Below are 22,787 nucleotides of genomic sequence, written 5' to 3'. Positions count from 1 at the left end.
TTATTTTTTCTTATATACTTCAATTAGAAACTTTGGCAAGTTCATCTGGCGTTTGATCCGGCTCGGTTCAAGCAGTAAACGGTATAGCCACTCGGCTCCGGCTTTTTGAAATGCAGCCGGGGCACGTTTAATGTTGCCCGCCAGCACATCGAATGATCCACCCACTCCCTGATAAAGTATCGGATGCAGTTGATCACGATGTTTCTCAATCCATTGTTCTTGTTTTGGCGATCCCATTGCTACGAAAAGAATATCCGGCTGTGCGTGATTAATAGCATCCAGCACTACTTGCATATCTTTTTCATAACCGTGCTGCACGCCCGCAATTTTGATAGCCGGATGAAGTTCCTGCAATTTCGCTGCCGCCGCATCCGCCACTCCAGGTTTCGCACCGTAGAGGAAAATCCTTTTACCTCTTACCGCCGCTTCCTTGACGATACGGTCCATCATATCAATTCCAGTTACTCTTGATTTAATTTCACCTTTACTGAGTTTCGATGCGAGGATTACGCCTATGCCATCAGGGATTTGGAATTCGGCTCTGTTGAGCAGAGCTTTCAGTTCCGCATCTTCTTTTGCTTTCATCAGCTTCTCCGGGTTGATGGCAACTACCAGTGATTTTTTGCCTTCTTCTATATTGGCGAATACTTTGGGAATTAATTCATCGTAGTTTTCTGTGTTAACGGCAACACCCAATATTTCTTCTTTCATTTCTGCAGCTTTCCTTCTTTTTTGCCGTCTCCAAGTTTAAAGAATGGATATTCTGCCTGTTCCCACTTATCAGGATTCAGTGCGTTTTTCGTATCGAGCATAATCGGTCTTGGCTGTTTTGTTGGCAGTCCAGTCGGGTTCAGCTGTTTAAACTCATCATGATCGGTAGTTAATAGAAGCAAGTCAGCATTTTCGATTGCTTCTTCGATTGTCGCTGTCTGTGTCGGATGCTGAAGTTCCTTGATATGCGGATCAAAGGATGTTACTTCTATGCCTAGTTGCTGCAGTGACTCAATTACTTTCGTTGAGGGACTTTCACGCATATCATCGACGTTACCTTTGAATGCCAGTCCGAGTACCGCCACTTTGCCATTCTCAATACCAAACTGTGACAGCAGCTTCTGCGCTCTCTCTGCCGTGTACATCGGCATGCCGTCATTTGTCACCCGTGCCTTTTTGATAATATCTGCTTTCTCCGGTGCCAGTTCTACTAGGAACCATGGATCAACCGCGATACAGTGTCCGCCTACACCAGGTCCTGGCGTGTGGATGTTGACACGTGGATGGAAGTTTGCAAACTTGATGGCTTCCCAAATATCTACGTCGATTCCTTCTGCAATTTTAGCAAGTTCATTGGCAAATGCGATATTGACATCACGATAGGTGTTTTCCATCACCTTAACGAGTTCTGCTGTTGTTGCATCTGTTAAGTGGATAGTTCCTTGTACGAAAGACTGGTACAGTTCCTTTGTCATTTCAGCTGACTTCGGATTAATACCGCCTACAATCCGATCATTATTAACGAGTTCTTCAAAAATCTTACCCGGGATGACACGTTCAGGCGAATGCGAAACAAATAGTTCTTCTCCTAAAATGAGATCGGTCTTACGCAGTTCAGGAAGCATAATGTTTTCCACTGTCTTCGGTGGGACTGTGGATTCTAAAATTACGAGTGCTCCTTTTTTTACATAAGGAACGATGGATGCCGTAGCCTGACGAATAAATTCCAGATTGGCCGTGTTATCCGGATTGATCGGCGACGGTACTGCAATGATGAACACATCTGCTTCGACCGGTGTCAGTGAGGCTGTGAAGTGTCCTTCGTCAACTGCCTGTTCCAAACGTTGCTGCAGACCGTTCTCTTCTATATGAAGCTGTTTATTATTGATCATGTTGACTGCCCGTTCGTTCTTATCGACACCATGTACCTGCAGTCCGCTGTTCGCAAACATTACAGCAGTGGGGAGGCCAATGTAGCCGAGTCCTACAACGCATAATTTCTTTTGCATAATAGTTTACCTTCTCTTCCTGTTTATATATTGACATCTATATACTATATCAAGTTATTTAGCTTCAGGCTAATTTTATTTTGTTTTCGCCGGTTGTACTTTATAGGTTGTAAACGTTCCATATTTTACGCTCGGTCCTTTGACACTCTGAATGCCAGGATGAATGACCAGCATATACTCTGCATCCGGCTGCATAAGCTTAACAGGATGAATCATCATCGTTTTATCATTTACTTGTTTTTTCGTTACAGGTATTGAGACGCCGCCAAATTTAATAAGTTCCATTTTATCAAAACTTTTTGCTGAGCCGAAGTCCATTGGCTGTGTGAAGCGCACATTGAATACTTTTTGTTTTGACACATTGGAAGGCCCTTTAAGCTGTCTATAACTTTTCGATGTCAGTTCGTCGGTGATCAAACGCTTATGTAACCCTGTCAGCTCTGTGCCCGGTCTCATTTGAACTGAAGGCTCCACACCCTTATGGTGCACTGGTGTCCCCTTAGGGCCGGTATAGTGACCTGTCGTAAGCTTCAGAGCGCCTCCGTTTTCCAATTCAAATAACGATTGGACACTGCCTTTGCCCTTGGTCTTCTCCCCTACCACAACAGCGGCTTTCTGATCCATTACACTGACTGCAACAATTTCAGATGCTGATGCAGAAAAACGATTCACAAGTACGTATGTTTTATCAGGGAATTTATTCTTGGCGGGAATAGCCTGGGCAGATTCTATGCCTGTTCTTGTTTTTAATTTATAGGCATCCTTTACTTTCGGAAAGAAGCCTAACAGCTGTTCCGCACTTTCGACATAGCCGCCTCCATTAAAACGCAAATCAACAACCAATTTCTGTGCACCTTGCGCTTTCAGCTTACCCCAATGGTCTGTGACATCTTCCAGTAGGTGAGCTGAAAACGTCTTAATCTTTAAATAGCCGGTATTCCCGTACATCATATGTGACTGAACATTTTTGCCGTTGTCTACCGGCGGAACTGTAGAAGCAACTTGTCTGACCGTTCCCGCGCTTGCGTACTGCTCTAAATACTCCTTGTATTCTGCAGGCGTCATGTAGACGGAGTATTCATCGAGCTGTCTAATAATTTCATCGATCGTGCGGGCTTTCTGAATCGTAGCAGGTTTTTCACCATAATAATAGAGTGCAACGAGTTCCTTTACTTCGTCAAGTGTAGCTGCTTCGGTAACAGGCGCCATACAAAGACAAGCGATAACCGTTACTGCGACGATGATGATTTTTTTCATTGCTCTTCCTCCCCTTCGCTGTCTGTACGTGATATGTATCTTCCCACTATACCCCAAACGTCCGTGTTTAAGCGGAGAGGTCTCGATTTATTTTTTCGAAAACAGGTTCACCCAATACACTGTGCCGTTCTTATCCGTCGCTGTCCCCGCCCCCATATGAGTGAATACCGGACTTAATAGATTTTCTGCGTGGCCGGCTGATTCGAGCCATGCCTTCGTCACACCATCAGCTGTCTTATAACCTACGGCAATATTTTCCCCGTAAGCCTTCCATTTGTAATTAAACTTCGCCAACATCTGTTCCACATTTCCGTATGTAGTTGATGTGTGAGAAAGATTTTCATACTTTGCCATATCTACTGCCTTGGCTGTTGCGATTTTATTCAGTGCCTCATCCGTCTGCAGCGGCTTCACTTTAGCTGCTGTCCGCGATTTATTTACATTTTTAATAGTCTGATCTGCAAGTGACGGCTGCGGAACTGCCGGTGGTTCCGGTTTAGGCTTTGGCGGAACCGGTTTTTCCGGTTCAGGTGCCGGCGGCTTTATGGGCACTTTATGATCAACGTACATTTTCTTTTCATGGTCGTATGTGATGAAGCCATTCTTGCGTTTCTTATCAAACTCAATCGTCCGGTAAAGGAACGCCGCCATCTGCGCACGCGTGACAGGTTCATTTGGATTAAAGTTACCTCCAGGACGCGTAGTGGTGATATTCAATTCCGCAATAGCGATGATGTACGCATAGGCCCCGTACGCTTTCGTGACATCTGAAAAACGAATAAAGTCATTGTCATCTGTAATAATCCGGTATCCAAGAACCAGAAGTTTTGCCATCTGTCCACGGGTAAGCGGACCATTAGGATTAAATTCCGCTTGATTGATAAACAAGCCTTTCTCAGTCAACGCGCGGATATAGTCATACGATCCATGTGTTAGTTTGACATCCGTGAATTTCGGCTGGAAACCGTCACTGGCTTTTGCATTAATAGCCAGTGCGATCATTTTAGCGGCTTGCGCGCGCGTTACAGGCTGATTCAAACGGTATGTATTGTCGGGATAGCCGTTAATGATCTTATTTGCCGCCATATAGGTAATCGCCTCATATGCGTAATGATCTTCCGGTACATCGGTAAATGCCGTCGCTGACGCGGACGGTGAATATGCAGCAGCCGCAACGAATGTCACTGCAGTCGTGCCAAGGAAAAGTTTCTGAGTAGTTGAAAGTTTCATAGATTCCGCCTCCTTTTTAACAGTATACTGGAATGTCCAGGTGATTTGCAGAGTTTTCCGCAGAAAGCATTTTCCAGACGGAGCTTGGGAATACATAAAAAAACTGCCGCAGGGGCAGTTTTCAGTGTTTGATTAAATAGCGCACGTAGTTCTTCCAATGTGTGCCTTTCCACTTGTTCCAATCAGGAAGATACAAAGGTAACGGGTGGAAGACAGATTGGTGGTCCAGACTGTCGTCCAGAGTTTCGTTATGCAAAGCGACTGAACCGGCCTCAACTCCACTCACTAGAATCGAACGATCAAGCCATGTAAACGGCGTTTCTACCACAGTCTGCACTGCGCGACCATTGCTGTCGAGCGTCCAGACTTTCGCTGTATCATTATGCTTGTCGACCAGCCAGCTATTTTTAATACTCGTCGCCTGGTTTGCTTCATTGGTCTGAATGAACGTGTTGACGTTCGTGCCGAATGGCAATTCCAGCTGCTCATCGTACGGCGCAATGCGTACTTCGTAATACGCCAACGGATTTTCTTTCTGTGTATTGCCAAGAGCCTTATAAGCTTTCAGCCACTTATCATCCTGAGCCGGCACTTTAGAAACAGAAACGACTGTACCGCTAAGTGTTGAAATTTCTTTCGGATAATCAGGTTTAATGCGTTCCTTGATATCCGCAAGTCTTTTCTCTTCTTTAGTAATCTCAGGTTGACTATCAGGCATTTCAATGATGCCGTCTTCAAGTGGAAGTTCATTCTCTATATCATTTGGATCAACTGTTTCATTATCCGGTTCTTCAATCGTGCTGTTTGGCTCCTCGAATTCATCAGTTGAATTATCTATTGAGTCATCCGGATTATCAAGCGTGCCGTCTGGATTATCATCACTATTGACATCCATATTAGGATCTCCGATATCCGTATTTTCAGAATCTGTGTCCTTATCAAAATCCTGTAGATCTGCGTCACTTCCACCTGTTTTCGAACTGTCACCATCATGATTCAAACCGTCGTTAAATTCGATTTCCTCAATTATAGGAGGCGTACCGTCAGCTGACATAGCCGCTACCGCGTTACCTTCCGTACTGCTTACCGGTGTTTCTTCAGGCACTTCTTTCGGAACGAACGGCGTGCGAATCGCTTCATGCTGGATCGTCACAAAACTTCCCGGCTCAATATCCTGCCATTCATTATGCAACACATACGTCACAATCGTCTGGTCCGTACTATAGATATCAATCGAAGGCGAGACACTGTCACGGTTAATTTTCACGACATAGCCGTTCACCGGACTCTTCATCGCGGCGTCCGTCGGTAGCTGATCAATCTTCGAATCCAATGTCTCAATCTGACGCTGCACAGAAGCCAGGTCACGTTCTGCATCCGCAATCGCCTGCGCAAAAGTGCCTTCTCCTACAACATCAACGCCTACGTCAATATTCACTTGTACTTTTTTATCATCATTCGAATCATAAGAATCGCTGTTGCCGCGTGAACCGTTGCTGCTCTTCTGCTCATACTCAAGATCACTGATCGTCTGACGGATCGTAGACACCTGATTTTGCAAAGCCGTACGTTCCGCGTTCAATTGGCTGCGTTGTTCGTCAATATGGTCTGTTTTCAAGGAAGCGAGCTCTGTCCCAAAATCAACAGTCTCTCCTTCATTCACAAGCCACGAGTCAATCGTCTGATCATCCTTCAAATACACTGTATGCAAATCTTTCGGCGCAATGAAGCCTTCCTTATCAAGCTCTTTCGTGTAATCATCCACCGCCAGCCGCTCATAGCCGTTGACGTAGAATGATTTCGGAATGACGCTTTTCTCAGAGAATACAAGATAACTGTTGAGTGCAATAAAAGCTGTCATGAGGACCGCCACGATGAGATTACGTGATTTCATCATTTATAGTCCCCCAATCATAAGTAAATTCAGCACTTTTTCAATCGGAACAAAGCCGACTGCTGCTGTAATGAGTGCAAACAGAACCTGTAATCCAATCAACAGCCAAATTACATTTTTGCGAACTCCTTCGCCATCCACTTCATAGAAGCGAATGAATCGGTACTGCACTGCCACAACCAGCGCGGAGAAAATCGTTAGCTGATTGACGAAGAAGATAATGTACCAGTTTTCCAGAAACGTCATCGCCAGCGGCCCGAATGAAAGAATCGACACGCTTGCCGCTTTACCTGCTAGCGCAAACACTACGAAGTTGATGAGTTTCTCTATTAATAGCAATCCGACTACCACCAATTGCGGTTTTAGCAATGGTTTAAACGAAATGCCTGTGATCATACTCAAAATCCATGCTACGCCCCAGAAATGAAACGCCATGTAAATAACGGACCAAATAATCGATCCAACTAATGCTGCATAGCGGCCGATCGTGTAGTCATCGATTGTACCGTTTGCCAGAATATACGTCATCGTCTCCGTGTTCATTCCCCACATATCGCGGAGCACGAACAAGATGATGCCTAAAATGAACACACCAAACACGCGGCGCTTAAACCCTGCCATCGCCCCTTGCCCTAATTCCCCAGCAAGCCGGTCTGGATATACTAATGAACGCCAATAACTGTAGTTAGAATACATATGTACTTCTCCTTTGCCTCCAACTTGTTCGTTCGAATTTTCTCAGAATCTATCTCTCTTACTTTATCAAAAAATGGTGAATTTGCAACGATTGTCTCGTTTTGGAATGGAATTTGATAGGATTGACTTGGTTTCGGGGATGAGGTGGAGTTGTAAATTAATACGTATTACTTTTTATGCAGACGCGGATGAGGTTGAAATAGGTTTACAAGAGCAGCTGAGATTTCATTTATGTACATTTATTCGCAAGTACTTGGATAACTTTACTACTGGTATTATTTTAAAATATCCCAAGATAAATTACAGCCTGCCAAAGTGAAAGCTCAAAAATGAGTTACATATCATTTTCAAAGAACCTTCTAAGTCTCTCTACTAGAAAATAGGATTGTAGCGTTGGGAGCACATTTTTGCGTTAAATCCCCACCTACCATCCAAACTAACTTCCCCCTCCTTAGTCCCCAGACCCATTTATCCAAAATCCCCTAGTCCATACTATTCATTTAATAGTCTGAATGTTTGATAATCCGTAATATAGGTTACAATAGGTATATCGCGGGTATGTCAAGTATTATGGGCAGACACCCACGACAATACACAAAGGAGTGATGGGCGATGAACATTGAAAAGACGATTGAGTTTACATGGCAGGACTTTGCACTCGGCTTAGGCGGATCTGGACTTTTCGTAGTCGCGCTCCATTTCCTTACACTATGAGGACATGGTCGCTGCAATTTCAGTCAACATAAAAACACCTCGGTTTTGACGCATACAGGATGCGGTTCAACAGAGGTGTTTTTTAATTGGCAATAGTCATCAAATCATTCGCAGTCCTTCCGTCAACTCCTTAAACAAGAGCCGGTTTTTCGTTTCAAGCGCATAATCTACCATGCGTTCCCAATTTTCTCTCTCCAATTGCTCTACCAATCCTTCTGCTTCCCGCATACTTTCCTCTTTTAGATGGCCTTCCACTTCCATCGCTCCTTCGAGTATAGTCGACAAATGCATATGCAAATCGGAAACTAGCAATAATTGATAAAGTGGGATCCTGATAAATCGACTCCCCCGCTGAAAGACAAATACCTCTCCTAAGTTCTCAATTTGTAAACTTTTTGTATTAATAATAATCTCTTTACCTTCCGCCGGAACAAACTGGAATACCTCGTCATTTTTTTTGATTGAGAAATACTGATAGGCGAATACAAGGCGCAAGTTGAACTCTTCCTGACTGGTGAAAAATGGCTTGATTCGCTGGATAAGCAACATACTGTCTCCCTCCTTATATATTTAATGAATATTCCGATTATTAATAATATATCACAATTAGAAGGGTTTTGTGAATGATATGTGTCTAGTTCCATCAAATATGTCAAGAGAATTTATTGTTGCACTAAATTCTTTGCCTAGCAACTTGTCCAGTAAGTATTGCAGGAATTGTCTTGCAGTTTAGCAACACTTCGGCGCCGGGGTGGAGAAAGTTAGAAATTCGCTGTTTTAACTAAATTCATCAGTTGGCTGGTAGGTCAAGCACATGTTTTGAGAAGTAACCTATTAAAAAAATTTGCAACAGCTTGAAGAATATGAATTGAAACTCATGACGAATACTTATACTGCTGTTTACATAAACCGTCCTGAAACACCATCCAGTGTACCTAAGTGCAAGGCGGCGACTCGGGGAGGATCAGCCCGACAGGTGAGACGACTTGCGGGAGCTTGCGACCAAGTTGGCTCACCGCGGGCCCTCCCGAACGCGTCCGCCTGGAACGCAGGGAAACGATATCCTTCCGCTTACCAGCATAGAACAGCCTATAACAAGCACGCGCCATGCTGATAGATCAGGACTTTTTATTTTACCAAAAATGATTTTTGTAGCGGTTTAAACGGGATCTTAAATTGGTTCAATCGGCTTGTGATCATTTCGCTGATGTCGGTACATGAGGAGTTGTATAAGAGGACAATCTGATTGCGTGTGTAATAAATGGCTACCGCCTGGAAAGCCATTTGACAGAGGAAGAGGTCTTTCAAATAATAGGCATCGCGTTGCACATCATGCGTCATATGGCGCGCGCATCGTTCAAGCACATGAAGAAACGGAGCCTCCTCATTGAACAGTGTCCTATCTGATTGTAAATGGTACTGCAATTGAGGAATATGTAAGATCAATCTCATTCTTTCGATAGCTTCCGCCGCCTTTCCATATAATATTCCAATTTTCTCACAACAGCATCTAAAAGTACGTTATTTGCCAATTTGTCATGACATGTTGCTTTATTGGCAATTATCAAGAATCAACCTGAACTTTCTTATACGATTGCGAGAAAAACGGGTGATAGAAATGAGTTTTGGTACGCAATTACGGGAATATCGGGAAGAATATTTGAAAATTACACAGAAGCAAATGGCGGAAGATCTCGGTGTGAATGCCGCAACAATTTCACGTTACGAATCCGACCAGCGGGAATTTCCTGTCGAGCAGCTGCCGCTGATGAAAAAGCTATACAATATTTCGGACGAAGTGTTCCTCGCCATCATTTTGGACCGTCCATTGAAAACCGTGCTCTCATTTAAGGATATGTACACGCTCGATCATACAAGCAACTATGCAAACAGTTTTCTGCCACAATACGCAGATTTAATAGAAAACGAGCCGGATCTGAAAGGCCTGATCGCTACTCTGGCACGTCTGGAAGATGAAGAAAGAAAAATGCTTCTATCGGGAATACGGAGCATATTACACGCGCTTCAAAATTGAATCTTCCCCGCGTTCTCAAGCAGTGGCAAACAACTCCGAAAAACGCTATAATGGAAAGAATGCTTTTTCTGCGGTCTCACTCCGGAAAAAGTGCTTTGACTTTTAAAACTGTTAGTATACGGGATACTTAGTTGATTGTAGTGCAAGGCGGCGACTCCGGGAGGATCAGCCCGACAGGTGATGACAACTTAGGGGAGCGTAGCGACCAAGTTGGCTCACCGCGGGCCCTCCGGAACGCGTCCGCCTGGAACGCAGGGAAACGGTATTTTTAACACTCACAATCCCTTATCACGCAAACTGTAAAAGACTTCATCTAAACTTCTCATCCACGAAACTAACTAATCTTTAACTTTGCACAACCCACAACCAATAACTTTACCAAGCATAGCATTCCATCTTGATTCATCACTATTCCTTCTATAGTATTAACTACAACCAAACCAAGAGGTGAACCCAATGAAATTCAAATTCTACACAAGACCCAACTGCAGCCTGTGCGAAGAAGCGGAACTCATGCTAAAGCTAGTAGCTGAAGACCATCCAATCGAATGGCAGACCATTAATATAGAAGAAGACGAAGCAATCCACGAAAAATACATGCTAATGATCCCCGTACTAGAGCAAAATGGGGAAGTCATAAAATACGGAAACATCGGTTATATCGACATTTTAGAAATAATCAAATAATGAAAACGCTTCCTTCCTTGATTTCGAAAAATAAAGATGTTATACTCAACGTATAATATTTTTTTAATCTAGGTGGGACGTTATTTTAGTATAGGGAACGCAAATGACCCATCGGAAAAGAGTGATGTGATTGAGTTTATCATTTATCGATGCCCAGCTTGCTTTAGTACCTGAAATTTCATCGTTAATTGAACAACGGTATCACTTGCTGAAACTCATTAAACTATCAGGGCCTGTCGGCAGGAGACCATTAAGTTCCATGTCTGGCTACTCTGAACGAGAAATTCGAACCATGCTTGAATCAATGAAAGAGCAAGAGTTGGTGGAGATTGCAAAAGATGGTGTATCGATTACACCTAAAGGAGCAGAAGTACTGTTCGTATTGCATGACTCCATCGAAGAAAGATCAGGCAGACGGCAGCTGGCAGCCAAATTAAAAGAACAGCTGGCGATCAAGCAAGTCTATATCGCTGAAGGTGACTCGGATGATTCTGAGCTTACGAAGAAATTACTGGCTATGCACACAGCGAAGCAATTCAGGTCTCATATTAATGGCCATAAAATTGTAGCTGTGACTGGCGGCAGTACCGTAGCTGCCATCCCTGCATTCATGCACAATGAAGAACTCTCTGATCTATTATTCATTGCGGCAAGAGGCGGTGTTGGGGAAGAGCTTGGACTGCAGGCAAACATGATTTCCGCTTCTTTTGCGGAAGCCTGCCATGCATCGTACAAAGCATTTTATTATCCTGATACGCTCAGCGAAGAAGCACATGCAGTGTTTCAACATGAGCCCGCGGCAAAAGAGATGCTGGAACTTTACAGCAAGACAGAATGTGTCATTCACGGAGTGGGCGATGCGTCGAAAATGGCGCTGCTTCGAAATTCTCCGGAAGATGAAAGACAAATCCTGATCGATCGTAAAGCTAAAGGAGAGGCATTTGGTTTCTACTTTAATCGGGAAGGTGAGATTGTTCACCGTATCCGAACGGTCGGCATTCAGGTTGAACAGCTGCAGGAAGTTCCTTTACTGTTTGCAGTTGCCGGCGGAGAGAGCAAGGCGGAAGCTTTATTGTCTTATCTCGCAAGTGCACCGCCCCAGACAATGTTAATTACGGACGAAGGGGCAGCGAATAAAATGCTGTCACTTATGTGAAAAATGGTTATGATCTGCCTAAACGGGCAAACAATAGAGTAACTACTTATAATGGAGGAGATTTATTATGACATTGAAATTAGCGATTAACGGATTCGGACGTATTGGGCGAGTAGTGCTTCGTGAAACTTTATTGCAGAACGACGTAGAAGTGGTGGCAATCAATGATTTGACAGACGCTGCTATGCTTGCACACTTATTGAAGTACGATTCTGTACACGGTGTTTTGAATGCAGAAGTGAAATCAGATGAATCTGCAATTATAGTAGACGGTAAGAAAGTTAAAGTGTTTGCTGAAAAAGACCCGGCGAACTTGCCATGGGGCGATCTTGGCGTAGATATCGTAATAGACTGTACTGGTGTATTCCGTACAACGGAAGCATTGCAGAAGCACATCGATGCAGGCGCGAAGAAAGTTATCCTTTCTGCTCCAGCTCAAGGTGCAATGACAACTCTTGTAATGGGTGTCAATGAAGAAATTTATGACGCAGCGAATGACAATATCGTTTCTAATGCTTCTTGTACAACTAACTGTTTAGCGCCTGTAGTAAAAGTATTGAACGATACATTTGGTGTCAAACGTGGAATGATGACTACCATTCACTCGTACACAAACGATCAGCGTATCTTGGATTTGCCGCACTCCGACTACCGTCGTGCGCGTGCTGCTGCTGAATCCATGATTCCGACTTCTACGGGTGCAGCTTCTGCAGTAACAAAAGTTATTCCTGAATTAAAAGGAAAACTGGATGGAATGGCGGTACGTGTACCGACTCCAAACGTATCACTTGTCGATTTCGTAGCGGAACTGGATAAAGACGTGACAGTTGAGCAAGTCAACGATGCACTGAAAAAAGCGTCTGAAAATGAATTAAAAGGGTATCTGTACTTCAGCGAATTGCCACTAGTTTCTATTGACTATAACGGCAATACAGCATCTTCCACTGTCGATGCATTATCCACTATGGTGATGGAGAATAATATGGTGAAAGTTATTTCTTGGTATGACAATGAATCAGGTTACTCTGCACGTTGTATCGACTTAGCTCGTCACATGCAAAAACAAGGATTGTAAGCTTGAATTAAGCCCAATCTTTTATAAATCGTAGCCATTCTAATGGTGAATGATTATAATGAATATGGGTGAGAGGAACGGAGAAACCCGTTCCTCTTTTATATATACACAAAAGCGAAAAGCGCCGTAAGCCTCGACAGGCACTGGAGGGCTTAAAATAAAGGTGGCTCTTTACCTTTATCTTTAAGACCGAAGTGATCCGAGAGGCTGGCGCTAGCAGCTGGATATTTCTAAAGCGGAGACGGCTGTCCAGCTCCGACAGGCACTGGAGGACTTAAAAGAAAGGCGCACTTTGCCTTTCCTTTAAGTCTGAAGTGACCCGAGGAGCTAGCCGTCGCAGCTGGATGACCACAATCAGGTAAAATGCAGAGGAGGACTTTCATCCATGAAGATGAAAAAAACAATCAGAGATATCGAATTGAACGGTCAGCGCGTCTTTTGCCGTGTGGATTTCAACGTACCAATGGAAGAGGGAAAAGTAACGGATGATACACGGATCCGTGCTGCAGTTCCAACGATTGAGTATATGGTGAAAGCCGGAGCAAAAGTCATCTTGGCCAGCCACTTAGGACGTCCTAAAGGTGAAGTGAAAGAGGACATGCGTCTGACATCTGCAGGAGAGAAGCTGTCAGAACTCCTTGGCAAACCAGTTCGTAAACTTGATGTTTCGACAGGAGAAGAAGTGGAGAAAGCAATTGCTGATATGAAAGACGGCGATGTCATGCTTCTCGAAAACGTCCGTTTCCATGCAGGCGAAGAGAAAAATGATCCGGAACTGGCAAAACAATTTGCGGATCTTGCAGATGTATTTGTCAATGATGCGTTCGGTACGGCTCACCGCGCACACGCTTCAACCGCAGGAATCGCACAATATATTCCGGGTGTACTCGGCTTCTTATTAGAGAAAGAACTGGATGTACTAGGCAAAGCACTGTCTCATCCAGAACGTCCTTTCACGGCGATTATTGGCGGAGCAAAAGTAAAAGATAAAATTGGTGTCATCGATAACTTGCTGGATAAAGTAGATAATTTATTGATTGGCGGCGGACTTTCCTACACGTTTACACGGGCACAGGGCTATGAAACTGGCAGCTCACTGGTAGAGGAAGACAAAGTGGATTTGGCGAAGTCTTTCATTGAAAAGGCGAAGGAGAAAAACGTCAACTTATACTTGCCGACAGATGCTGTTGTGGCGGACGCTTTTTCAGCAGATGCACAGAAGAAAACAGTTTCAGTCGATACGATTTCGGAAGGCTGGATGGGTCTGGATATTGGACCTGAAACAGCGGAAACATATAAAGAAATTATTAAGAACTCTAAATTTGTTATTTGGAACGGACCAATGGGTGTATTCGAGATGGAGCCTTTCGCAAACGGTACGAAAACGGTGGCGGATGCAATGGCAGAAACGGCAGCTTACACGGTAATCGGCGGAGGAGACTCGGCGGCAGCGGTTGAAAAATTCGAGGTAGCTGAGAAGATGGATCATGTTTCCACTGGCGGTGGCGCGTCACTCGAATTCATGGAAGGTAAAGAGTTACCTGGAGTTGCAGTATTGGAAGATAAAGAATAGGAGGGATTCTTTTGAGAAAACGAATTATTGCAGGCAACTGGAAAATGTACAAGACGTCTATAGAAGCTGCGGATTTTGCGGATAAAATCAAAGATCGGATCAAAACTTCTGAACATGTGGAAGCTGTGATCTGCCCGCCTGCTATCTATTTAGGCGATCTCATGCAGCGTTTTGAGACAAGCGCTGTCAAAGTGGGAGCGCAAACGATGCACGATACAGACGAAGGAGCGTTTACGGGCGAAGTGAGCCCGGCAATGCTTGAAGATCTTGGCGTACAATACGTGATTATTGGACACTCTGAGCGACGTCAGTATTTCAATGAAACCGATGAAACGGTGAATAAAAAAGTCCATGCGGCATTCCAGCATCACCTGGTACCGATGATTTGTGTAGGGGAAACGTTGGAACAGCGTGAATCGATGGAAACTGTTTCGGTTGTTTCGGAACAAGTGGAAAAAGCGTTTGCTGATTTGTCCGCTGATCTTGCGAAGCAGGCAGTCATCGCGTACGAGCCTATCTGGGCGATCGGCACAGGCAAAACAGCGACAGCTGAAGATGCCAATGAAGTGTGTGGCGCGATCCGTCATAAAATTGAAACGATCTATTCGAAAGACGTGGCAGATGCAGTCCGCATTCAGTACGGGGGCAGCGTTAAGCCTGAAAATATCGAAGAACTGTTGAGTAAAGAGCATATTGATGGCGCACTTGTCGGCGGTGCGAGTCTAGATCCAGAGGCTTTCATTAAGCTCGCGGAGGCGGGGACTCATGTCGAATAATCCAGTCGCGCTCATTATCTTGGATGGATTCGGTTTGCGGGATGAAAAATACGGCAATGCTGTAGCACATTCCAACATTCCCAATTTCGATTTGCTGTGGAAGAACTTCCCGCATGCTACGCTGACGGCTTGCGGCGAAGCGGTCGGCCTGCCTGAAGGACAAATGGGAAACTCGGAAGTCGGACACCTGAATATTGGTGCTGGCCGTATTGTCTATCAGAGTCTGACGCGAATCAATAAGTCCATTCGAGAAGGCGACTTTTTCGAAAATGCCGCACTTCTTGAGACGATGGAGCATGTGAAAACGAAACAGTCTGCGCTGCATGTGATGGGACTGCTATCTGACGGCGGTGTCCACAGTCACTATGAGCATTTATTCGCTTTGCTGAAACTGGCGAAGGAACACGGAGTCGAACGTGTTTATCTGCATGCATTCCTTGACGGGCGTGATGTGGGTCCAACTACCGCACTTCCTTATTTAAAACGCACAGAAGAAGAAATGAAAAATATCGGTGTCGGTGAAATCGCTACGGTTTCCGGAAGATATTTTGCGATGGACCGCGATAAGCGCTGGGACCGAGTACAGAAAACGTATGACGCAATGGTTTACGGAATCGGTAAACAGGCAGATTCTGCAGAAGAAGGAGTTAGAGCTTCTTATACCGAAGAAGTACATGATGAGTTCGTAGAGCCCTTTGTCGTGCAGAAAGACGGTAAACCGGTGGCAACGATTGAGAACGGCGATGCAGTCGTTTTCTTCAACTTCCGTCCTGACCGTGCGATCCAGCTGTCACGTGCATTAACACAGCCTGGATTCGACTGTTTCGATAAAGGTGTAAAAAAACTTTCGGACCTTCATTTTGTCGGCTTTACGCATTATAATGATGAGGTAGTCGGGGATATCGTGTACCATAACGTGAACCTGACGAAAACGATTGGCGAAGTGCTGGAAGACCGCGGCAAACGCCAATTGCGCATTGCGGAAACAGAAAAGTACCCGCATGTCACATTTTTCATGAGTGGCGGACGCGAAAAAGAGTTTGAAGGGGAGACCCGGATTCTCATTAATTCGCCGAAAGTCGCGACGTATGATCTGAAGCCTGAAATGAGTGCTTACGAAGTGACGTCTGCATTGGTAAAAGAGATAGAAGAAGAGCGTCAGGACGCAATCATTCTGAACTTTGCCAATCCGGATATGGTCGGCCACAGTGGAATGCTCGAGCCGACTGTCAAAGCAATTGAAACGGTAGACGAATGTCTTGGCCGGATCATCGATGCTTTATTTGCTAAAGGTGGTTCTGCTATCATTACGGCAGACCACGGAAATGCCGATGAAGTCATCACAATTGGCGGACAGCCGATGACGGCGCATACGACAAATCCAGTGCCTGTGATCGTTACACAGTCTGACTTGACGTTGCGCACGGACGGTATACTTGCCGACCTAGCTCCGACCATGTTGAAAATGCTAGGAATTCCTCAACCGGTTGAAATGACCGGAAAACCATTATTCTAAGGAGAGATCTTCATGCCAATCATTACACACATTCAAGCTAGAGAAGTACTGGATTCACGAGGTAATCCAACTGTAGAAGTAGAAGTATTCACGGAAAGCGGTGCGTTTGGACGTGCGATCGTTCCATCCGGTGCATCCACTGGTGAATATGAAGCGGTTGAACTGCGTGACGGCGACCAAAATCGCTATAACGGCAAAGGTGTACTGAAAGCTGTTGACCATGTCAATGAAGTAATCTCTTCAGAACTTGAAGATATGTATTCGGTGCTTGATCAAGTGGTCATCGACCGCGCATTGATTGAACTGGACGGCACTTCAAATAAAGGCAAACTCGGTGCGAACGCAATCCTTGGTGTATCTATGGCCGTTGCACACGCAGCAGCAGATTACCTGGATGTTCCTCTTTATCAGTATTTAGGCGGCTTCAACGCGAAGCAATTGCCGGTACCGATGATGAATATCCTAAACGGCGGAGAGCACGCGGACAATAACGTGGATATCCAAGAATTCATGATCATGCCTGTAGGCGCTGAATCATTCCGTCATGCAGTGCGTATCGGTGCGGAAATTTTCCACAGCCTGAAATCTGTACTTCATGAAAAAGGTTTGAATACGGCAGTTGGCGACGAAGGCGGATTCGCTCCGAACCTGGCTTCCAATGAAGAAGCGTTGACAACAATCCTTGAAGCGATCGAAAAAGCAGGTTACAAACCAGGCGAAGAAGTATTGCTGGCAATGGACGTAGCATCTTCTGAGTTCTACGATAAAGAGCAAAAGAATTACTACTTGGCAGGCGAAGACGTACGTAAGACGTCGGAAGAAATGGTTGCCTGGTACGAAGAACTTTGCGAAAAATATCCGATTGTGTCTATTGAAGACGGTCTGGATGAAAACGACTGGGACGGCCATAAGCTGTTAACAGATCGTCTTGGCAGCAAAGTACAGCTTGTAGGAGACGACTTGTTCGTTACGAATACAGACAAGCTGTCACGCGGAATCAAAGAAGGAATCGGCAACTCGATCCTGATCAAAGTGAATCAGATTGGTACATTGACAGAAACTTTCGATGCAATTGAAATGGCGAAGCGTGCAGGCTATACAGCTGTCATCTCTCACCGTTCAGGCGAGTCTGAAGACGTAACTATTGCGGATATTGCAGTTGCAACAAATGCAGGACAGATTAAAACAGGCGCACCATCGCGCACGGACCGCGTAGCAAAGTACAATCAGCTTCTTCGCATCGAAGATCAGTTGTTTGAAACAGCTCAATACTTGGGCAAAGAAACGTTCTATAATCTAAATAAATAATCGCTTCGGCACCTGTCACCGACAGAATTTGCAACTAAAGGTTGTGTCGGTGGCATTGCTTTGTTAAAATAGAACTGTTGTGACTTGCTATTTTTTGGAGGTGGAAAAACATGCATGCCGTTTTAACAGCATCGCTTGTAGTCGTAGCTATAGCATTGATCGTTGTCGTATTATTGCAATCCGGTAAAAGTGCAGGACTGTCAGGAGCCATCTCCGGAGGGGCAGAACAACTTTTCGGTAAACAAAAAGCACGCGGATTGGACCTGGTTCTTCAAAGAACAACCATCGTTCTGTCTGTATTATTTTTTGTCTTAACAATCGCGATCATGAAAATATAACAAGCTAGCGCCTGACCACGTTTGAACGGTCAGGCGCTTTTCGTAGAAAGGATCGAAAGACATGCGAATTGCGCAACCTAAACCGTTTTTCTTTGAGCATGGCAAACGAGCGGTACTTCTACTGCACGGCTTCACCGGTACATCCGCGGATGTTCGGATGCTTGGCCGATTCCTTGAAAAACATGACTATACTTCATTGGCGCCTCATTACAGAGGACATGGTGTACCGCCGGAACAATTGATCCAGACGAACCCGGATCAATGGTGGGAAGATGTCTTAGCTGCTTATCAACAGCTTCAAGATGCAGGCTATAGGGAAATTGCAGTGGCGGGACTCTCTCTTGGCGGCGTGTTTTCATTGAAATTGGCGGCGGAATTTCCGCTCAAAGGCGTTGTGACCATGTGTGCACCAATGACAATGAAAACGACGGATTTGATGTATCAGGGTGTTTTGAAATATGCCCGCGATTATAAAAAGTTTGCAGGCTTGGAAGTAGAGCAAATTGAGCAAGAAATGGACGAGCTGAAAACGAAAACCATGCCTGGACTGAATGATTTGCGTACAATGGTAGAAGGTGTGCGTAAAGAAGTCAGCCAGATCTATACGCCGCTGCTCGTCGTCCAGGCAAGACATGACGAAGTGATTGATCCAAATTCAGCGCAGATCATTTACGATGAAGCTGAATCAACGGATAAAGAACTGCAGTGGTATGAAGAATCGAGCCATGTCATTACGCTCGGCCCTGAAAAAGCACAACTGCATGAAAATGTGTTGCAATTTCTAGAATCACTTGATTGGCAGGAGTAAAAATAGGGGAAGATACAAATAGTAGGAAAAGAAGGAGGAGATGATTGTTTGGATACATTTGAAAAAGAGTTACAAGAACGGATACTGTCCTTATTAAAGGAAGAATCCTATCAGCCGCTCACCGTTCACGAAATTCAAGAAAAGTTCGGAATGGAGCAGGCAGCAGAATTTAAGGAATTAGTAAAAATGCTCGTACAGCTAGAGCAAATGGGTAAAATCGTACGTTCAAGAACCAACCGATATGGATTGCCCGAACAAATGAATTTGCTGCGGGGGAAATTTATTGGACATGCGAAAGGGTTCGGATTTGTCGTGCCTGAAGGAGTGGAAGGTGACGATGTCTTCATTCCACCGCATGAAGTCAACAGTGCGATGAACGGAGATACTGTGCTTGTGCGCGTATCGGGAAATTCACAGGGTGACCGCCGCGAAGGAGTCATCACGAAAGTTGTGGACCGCAAGACAGCAACGGTTGTCGGAACGTACACTCAACATGACGGCTACGGGTTTGTTATGCCGGACGATAAGAAACTGCCGATGGATATATACATCGAAAAAGGACATTCCCTTGAAGCGGTGGATGGTCAGAAAGTGATTGTCGAAATCACCGCATGGCCAAGCGATACAAAATCCGCAATAGGAATGATCACGCAGATTTTGGGGCATAAAAACGATCCGGGCGTCGATATCTTATCGATCATCCACAAGCACGGCATTACGGTTGAATTCCCGCAAGAAGTTATCGATCACGCCATGCGTGTGCCAACGACTGTGCAGGAAGAGGACTTCGCGAATCGCAGAGATTTGCGCGATGATCTGACGGTTACCATTGACGGCGCAGATGCGAAAGATTTGGACGATGCTATCTCTCTTGTGAAGGATGAAGACGGAAGCTACCGCCTGTTTGTCCATATTTCTGACGTCAGTTATTATGTAACGGAAAACTCTCCGATGGACGCAGAAGCAGCAGACCGCGGCACGAGTGTCTACTTAACGGACCGAGTCATACCGATGCTTCCACACCGTCTATCGAACGGGATTTGTTCATTGAATCCTGGGGAAGACCGCCTGACACTGACATGCGAGATGAAAGTGGATCTTAACGGCAAAGTGATCGAACATGAAATTTATCCGAGTGTTATTAATTCGAATTATCGTATGACGTACACAGATGTCTATGAAATTGTAGATCATCAGGATGAAGAATTATCGAAAAAGTATGAAGAGATCGTACCGATGCTGAACGGTATGGCGAAGCTGGCAGCGATTTTCCGTCAGAAACGACAGGACCGCGGCGCGATTGATTTTGATTTCAAAGAATCTAAAATCTTAGTCGATGAAGAAGGATGGCCGACGGATGTTGTCATCATTGAACGTACAGTTTCTGAGAAAATGATTGAAGAATTCATGCTGATTGCCAATGAAACTGTCGCAGAGCATTTCCACTGGCTGCAAGTGCCGTTTTTGTACCGTATTCACGAAGACCCAAAAGAAGAGAAATTACAGCGTTTCTTTGAGTTCCTGACCACTTTCGGTATCGTCGTCAAAGGATCAGGAAACCAAGTTCATCCGCGTGCATTGCAAGAAATCGTGGAATCGATTGAAGGATTGCCTGAGCAGTCGGTCATTTCGACGATGTTGCTTCGATCAATGCAACAGGCGAAATACCATCACGAAAGTTTAGGACACTTCGGTTTGTCGACGGATTTCTATACGCATTTCACAGCGCCGATCCGCCGCTATCCTGACTTGATCGTCCACCGTTTAATCCGGACGTATCTGTTTGAAAAAGATCTGTCACAGGCAACGGTCGCACACTGGTCAGCACGTCTGCCGGAGATTGCGCAGCACACGTCTGAACGCGAACGCCGTGCAGTGGATGCAGAGCGTGATACGAACGCGCTGAAGAAAGCGCAGTTTATGATGGATAAAATCGGGGAAGAATTTGAAGGTGTCGTTTCTTCTGTAACGAACTTCGGTATATTCGTGGAGCTTGAGAATACAGTAGAAGGTCTCGTTCACGTTCAGAATATGAACGACGACTATTACCGTTTCGACGACCGTCAGATGATGATGATCGGCGAACGGACAGGCAAGCAGTTCCGTATAGGCGATGAAGTGACTGTGCGTGTCGTGTCAGTTAAACCGGAAGAACAGGCAGTCGATTTCGAAATCGTCGGCATGAAACAGAACTTCCGCAGATCACGCCGAGAGACGCCGAAAGTGATTCAGTCCGGTGCCAAAGGAAAAGGCAATGGCCAGGGCAGAAAACAAGGTGCTGGCGGACAAGGCAAGAGCGGAGATAAGCGCAATAAGAAGTACGAGAAGCCGAAAAGAAAGTTCTATGAAGGCGTCGCAAAGAAATCAAAAAAGAGACCTAAGAAAAAATAAGACTGGAGATCATGGCTCCAGTCTTCATCTGAATTCAGCTTCTGTTGAATTCAGATGCAATCACGCAATTGCGAGATTGATCATATAGGGAGGAATGAAACATGGCCAAAGGATCCGGTAAAGTACTAGCCGTTAATAAGAAAGCCAATCATGATTATGCAATCGAAGATACGATTGAGGCAGGTATTGTCTTAAAAGGTACGGAGATTAAATCCGTCCGCAAAGGGAAAGTGCAACTGCGTGACGCATTTGTGCTCATCCGAAATAACGAAGCATGGATTTCCAATATGCACATCAGTCCGTATGATCAGGGGAATATCCATAACCATGATCCGATCCGTTCACGAAAACTGCTGCTGCACAAAAAGCAGATCAGTAATCTGATAGGGCAGATCAAGCAGGACGGCTATTCAATCGTGCCACTGAAAATGTATGTCAAAGACGGCTTTGCAAAAGTACTGATCGGTGTTGGTAAAGGGAAGAAACTTTACGACAAACGACAGGACCTGAAAGAAAAAGAACATAAGCGCGACATGCAGCGTGCATTCAAATCAAGGCAACAAGATTGATTCATAGGTGGAATTATTATATACTATAAGAAGTTTCAAGTACGACCCTTCATTCGAAAGTGACGAATGTACACGGGTTCCGGACTTTCCTTCGGGGACGTTACGGATTCGACAGGGGTGGTCTGGGCTTGAGTTGCGCGTCGGAGGGATCGTCTCCGTCAGAAACGACAGTTAATAATAACTGGCAAAACAAACAACAACCTAGCATTCGCAGCGTAAGCTGTTGAATCTACCTTTCGTTTCCATCGCTCATGTGGAGGCGTAAGGTTCACTTATTAGTGAGCTACGATGACATCTGCATTCTGAGGGTGTCAGAAGAGATTCCCGGAATAGCGCACAGGAAGCCCTGATTGATGGCATAATGTTTGCGCGAAACCAAGTAGTCAATCTACACGCGTAGACGCTGAAGTAGCAGAGCCTTTGGACGTGGGTTCGACTCCCACCGTCTCCATAAGAGATTTAAGGTGTTTTCTTAAAGGATATTTGATTTAGCTGTATAACTGGCTGATCAGGTATCCTTTTTAGTTTAAGAATTTCAGGAGAGGAGGACGCTTGTGAAGATTCAAAACCCGCATGATAAGTTTTTTAAAGAAAGCATGGGTAATACCGAAGTTGCCAAAGACTTTCTTGCAAACTATTTACCGGCGTCGGTGATGCGGGTTATTGAACTTGCCACACTGCAACCGGAAAAAGACAGTTTTATCAACACAAGTCTTGAAGAAAACTTCTCAGATTTGCTTTTCAGTGCTGACATTGGCGGCAGA

Annotated in this window: 20 protein-coding genes and 1 other RNA gene; 14 read left to right on the top strand and 7 right to left on the bottom strand. The window is 44.9% G+C overall.

Features of this window, described 5'->3' with window-relative positions; translation table 11 throughout:
- From Q1J64_RS03480 to Q1J64_RS03450, 7 genes are all read right to left on the bottom strand, one after another.
- Window positions 1-711: a WecB/TagA/CpsF family glycosyltransferase gene (locus Q1J64_RS03480; RefSeq protein ID WP_301107701.1), complete on the bottom strand. Its 711-nt coding sequence runs from the start codon at window positions 709-711 to the stop codon at window positions 1-3.
- Complete coding sequence (locus Q1J64_RS03475; protein ID WP_301107700.1) at window positions 708-2,000, bottom strand: nucleotide sugar dehydrogenase; 1,293 nt, start codon at window positions 1,998-2,000, stop codon at window positions 708-710. The genes Q1J64_RS03480 and Q1J64_RS03475 overlap by 4 nt, the downstream gene beginning before the upstream one ends.
- Before the next feature lie 75 nt (window positions 2,001-2,075).
- Window positions 2,076-3,257, bottom strand: a complete 1,182-nt coding sequence (locus Q1J64_RS03470) for a S41 family peptidase (RefSeq protein WP_301107699.1) — start codon at window positions 3,255-3,257, stop codon at window positions 2,076-2,078.
- 87 nt (window positions 3,258-3,344) lie between these two features.
- Window positions 3,345-4,487 (bottom strand): CAP and S-layer homology domain-containing protein, encoded by a 1,143-nt coding sequence (locus Q1J64_RS03465; protein WP_301107698.1) that lies wholly within the window; start codon window positions 4,485-4,487, stop codon window positions 3,345-3,347.
- A 121-nt stretch (window positions 4,488-4,608) separates the two neighbouring features.
- On the bottom strand, window positions 4,609-6,384 hold the full coding sequence (locus tag Q1J64_RS03460; protein WP_301107697.1) for a hypothetical protein: 1,776 nt from the start codon (window positions 6,382-6,384) through the stop codon (window positions 4,609-4,611).
- On the bottom strand, window positions 6,385-7,077 hold the full coding sequence (locus Q1J64_RS03455; protein ID WP_301107696.1) for a hypothetical protein: 693 nt from the start codon (window positions 7,075-7,077) through the stop codon (window positions 6,385-6,387).
- 813 nt (window positions 7,078-7,890) lie between these two features.
- Window positions 7,891-8,340, bottom strand: coding sequence for a transcriptional regulator (locus tag Q1J64_RS03450; RefSeq protein WP_301107695.1), 450 nt, complete (start codon window positions 8,338-8,340; stop codon window positions 7,891-7,893).
- 1,069 nt (window positions 8,341-9,409) lie between these two features.
- Here Q1J64_RS03450 and Q1J64_RS03445 point away from each other — a divergent pair.
- From Q1J64_RS03445 to Q1J64_RS03380, 14 genes are all read left to right on the top strand, one after another.
- Window positions 9,410-9,826 carry a helix-turn-helix domain-containing protein gene (locus Q1J64_RS03445; RefSeq protein ID WP_301107694.1) on the top strand — a complete coding sequence of 139 codons (417 nt, stop codon included), beginning with the start codon at window positions 9,410-9,412 and terminating at the stop codon, window positions 9,824-9,826.
- 456 nt (window positions 9,827-10,282) lie between these two features.
- Window positions 10,283-10,513 carry a glutaredoxin family protein gene (locus Q1J64_RS03440; RefSeq protein ID WP_301107693.1) on the top strand — a complete coding sequence of 77 codons (231 nt, stop codon included), beginning with the start codon at window positions 10,283-10,285 and terminating at the stop codon, window positions 10,511-10,513.
- Between the two features lie 130 nt (window positions 10,514-10,643).
- On the top strand, window positions 10,644-11,669 hold the full coding sequence (locus tag Q1J64_RS03435; RefSeq protein ID WP_301107692.1) for a sugar-binding transcriptional regulator: 1,026 nt from the start codon (window positions 10,644-10,646) through the stop codon (window positions 11,667-11,669).
- Between the two features lie 67 nt (window positions 11,670-11,736).
- Window positions 11,737-12,744, top strand: coding sequence for a type I glyceraldehyde-3-phosphate dehydrogenase (gene gap / locus Q1J64_RS03430; RefSeq protein WP_301107691.1), 1,008 nt, complete (start codon window positions 11,737-11,739; stop codon window positions 12,742-12,744).
- Between the two features lie 385 nt (window positions 12,745-13,129).
- The gene (locus Q1J64_RS03425; RefSeq protein WP_301107690.1) at window positions 13,130-14,317 is read left to right on the top strand and encodes a phosphoglycerate kinase; all 1,188 of its coding nucleotides are present in this window, start codon (window positions 13,130-13,132) and stop codon (window positions 14,315-14,317) included.
- Between the two features lie 11 nt (window positions 14,318-14,328).
- A complete protein-coding gene (gene tpiA / locus Q1J64_RS03420; RefSeq protein ID WP_301107689.1) occupies window positions 14,329-15,093 on the top strand; it encodes a triose-phosphate isomerase in 765 nt (254 codons plus the stop codon).
- Window positions 15,083-16,609 carry a 2,3-bisphosphoglycerate-independent phosphoglycerate mutase gene (gene gpmI / locus Q1J64_RS03415; protein ID WP_301107688.1) on the top strand — a complete coding sequence of 509 codons (1,527 nt, stop codon included), beginning with the start codon at window positions 15,083-15,085 and terminating at the stop codon, window positions 16,607-16,609. Before tpiA ends, gpmI begins: the two co-directional genes overlap by 11 nt.
- Before the next feature lie 12 nt (window positions 16,610-16,621).
- On the top strand, window positions 16,622-17,917 hold the full coding sequence (gene eno, locus Q1J64_RS03410) for a phosphopyruvate hydratase (protein WP_301107687.1): 1,296 nt from the start codon (window positions 16,622-16,624) through the stop codon (window positions 17,915-17,917).
- A 110-nt stretch (window positions 17,918-18,027) separates the two neighbouring features.
- Window positions 18,028-18,255: a preprotein translocase subunit SecG gene (gene secG / locus Q1J64_RS03405; RefSeq protein WP_009498255.1), complete on the top strand. Its 228-nt coding sequence runs from the start codon at window positions 18,028-18,030 to the stop codon at window positions 18,253-18,255.
- 61 nt (window positions 18,256-18,316) lie between these two features.
- Window positions 18,317-19,063, top strand: a complete 747-nt coding sequence (locus tag Q1J64_RS03400) for an alpha/beta hydrolase (protein ID WP_301107686.1) — start codon at window positions 18,317-18,319, stop codon at window positions 19,061-19,063.
- Between the two features lie 48 nt (window positions 19,064-19,111).
- Window positions 19,112-21,454: a ribonuclease R gene (gene rnr, locus Q1J64_RS03395; RefSeq protein WP_301107685.1), complete on the top strand. Its 2,343-nt coding sequence runs from the start codon at window positions 19,112-19,114 to the stop codon at window positions 21,452-21,454.
- Between the two features lie 101 nt (window positions 21,455-21,555).
- Window positions 21,556-22,023: an SsrA-binding protein SmpB gene (smpB, locus tag Q1J64_RS03390; RefSeq protein WP_301107684.1), complete on the top strand. Its 468-nt coding sequence runs from the start codon at window positions 21,556-21,558 to the stop codon at window positions 22,021-22,023.
- Window positions 22,024-22,116: 93 nt separating this feature from the next.
- Window positions 22,117-22,477: a transfer-messenger RNA gene (gene ssrA, locus Q1J64_RS03385) on the top strand.
- Between the two features lie 100 nt (window positions 22,478-22,577).
- The coding region (locus Q1J64_RS03380; protein WP_301107683.1) for an Rpn family recombination-promoting nuclease/putative transposase at window positions 22,578-22,787 on the top strand (210 nt) is incomplete at its 3' end.

It is taken from the genome of Sporosarcina sp. (assembly GCF_029257255.1).
GTDB lineage: Bacteria > Bacillota > Bacilli > Bacillales_A > Planococcaceae > Sporosarcina.
The sequence above is the reverse complement of the archived record's forward strand: the minus strand, read 5'-3'. Positions and strand labels throughout refer to the sequence as shown.

Excerpts from the sequence above, each read along its gene's own strand:
- Q1J64_RS03480 (WP_301107701.1), bottom strand. The coding sequence starts at position 711 with ATGAAAGAAGAAATATTGGGTGTTGCCGTTAACACAGAAAACTACGAT.
- Q1J64_RS03475 (WP_301107700.1), bottom strand. The coding sequence starts at position 2,000 with ATGCAAAAGAAATTATGCGTTGTAGGACTCGGCTACATTGGCCTCCCC.
- Q1J64_RS03470 (WP_301107699.1), bottom strand. The coding sequence starts at position 3,257 with ATGAAAAAAATCATCATCGTCGCAGTAACGGTTATCGCTTGTCTTTGT.
- Q1J64_RS03465 (WP_301107698.1), bottom strand. The coding sequence starts at position 4,487 with ATGAAACTTTCAACTACTCAGAAACTTTTCCTTGGCACGACTGCAGTG.
- Q1J64_RS03460 (WP_301107697.1), bottom strand. The coding sequence starts at position 6,384 with ATGATGAAATCACGTAATCTCATCGTGGCGGTCCTCATGACAGCTTTT.
- Q1J64_RS03455 (WP_301107696.1), bottom strand. The coding sequence starts at position 7,077 with ATGTATTCTAACTACAGTTATTGGCGTTCATTAGTATATCCAGACCGG.
- Q1J64_RS03450 (WP_301107695.1), bottom strand. The coding sequence starts at position 8,340 with ATGTTGCTTATCCAGCGAATCAAGCCATTTTTCACCAGTCAGGAAGAG.
- Q1J64_RS03445 (WP_301107694.1), top strand. The coding sequence starts at position 9,410 with ATGAGTTTTGGTACGCAATTACGGGAATATCGGGAAGAATATTTGAAA.
- Q1J64_RS03440 (WP_301107693.1), top strand. The coding sequence starts at position 10,283 with ATGAAATTCAAATTCTACACAAGACCCAACTGCAGCCTGTGCGAAGAA.
- gap (WP_301107691.1), top strand. The coding sequence starts at position 11,737 with ATGACATTGAAATTAGCGATTAACGGATTCGGACGTATTGGGCGAGTA.
- Q1J64_RS03425 (WP_301107690.1), top strand. The coding sequence starts at position 13,130 with ATGAAGATGAAAAAAACAATCAGAGATATCGAATTGAACGGTCAGCGC.
- gpmI (WP_301107688.1), top strand. The coding sequence starts at position 15,083 with ATGTCGAATAATCCAGTCGCGCTCATTATCTTGGATGGATTCGGTTTG.
- eno (WP_301107687.1), top strand. The coding sequence starts at position 16,622 with ATGCCAATCATTACACACATTCAAGCTAGAGAAGTACTGGATTCACGA.
- secG (WP_009498255.1), top strand. The coding sequence starts at position 18,028 with ATGCATGCCGTTTTAACAGCATCGCTTGTAGTCGTAGCTATAGCATTG.
- Q1J64_RS03400 (WP_301107686.1), top strand. The coding sequence starts at position 18,317 with ATGCGAATTGCGCAACCTAAACCGTTTTTCTTTGAGCATGGCAAACGA.
- smpB (WP_301107684.1), top strand. The coding sequence starts at position 21,556 with ATGGCCAAAGGATCCGGTAAAGTACTAGCCGTTAATAAGAAAGCCAAT.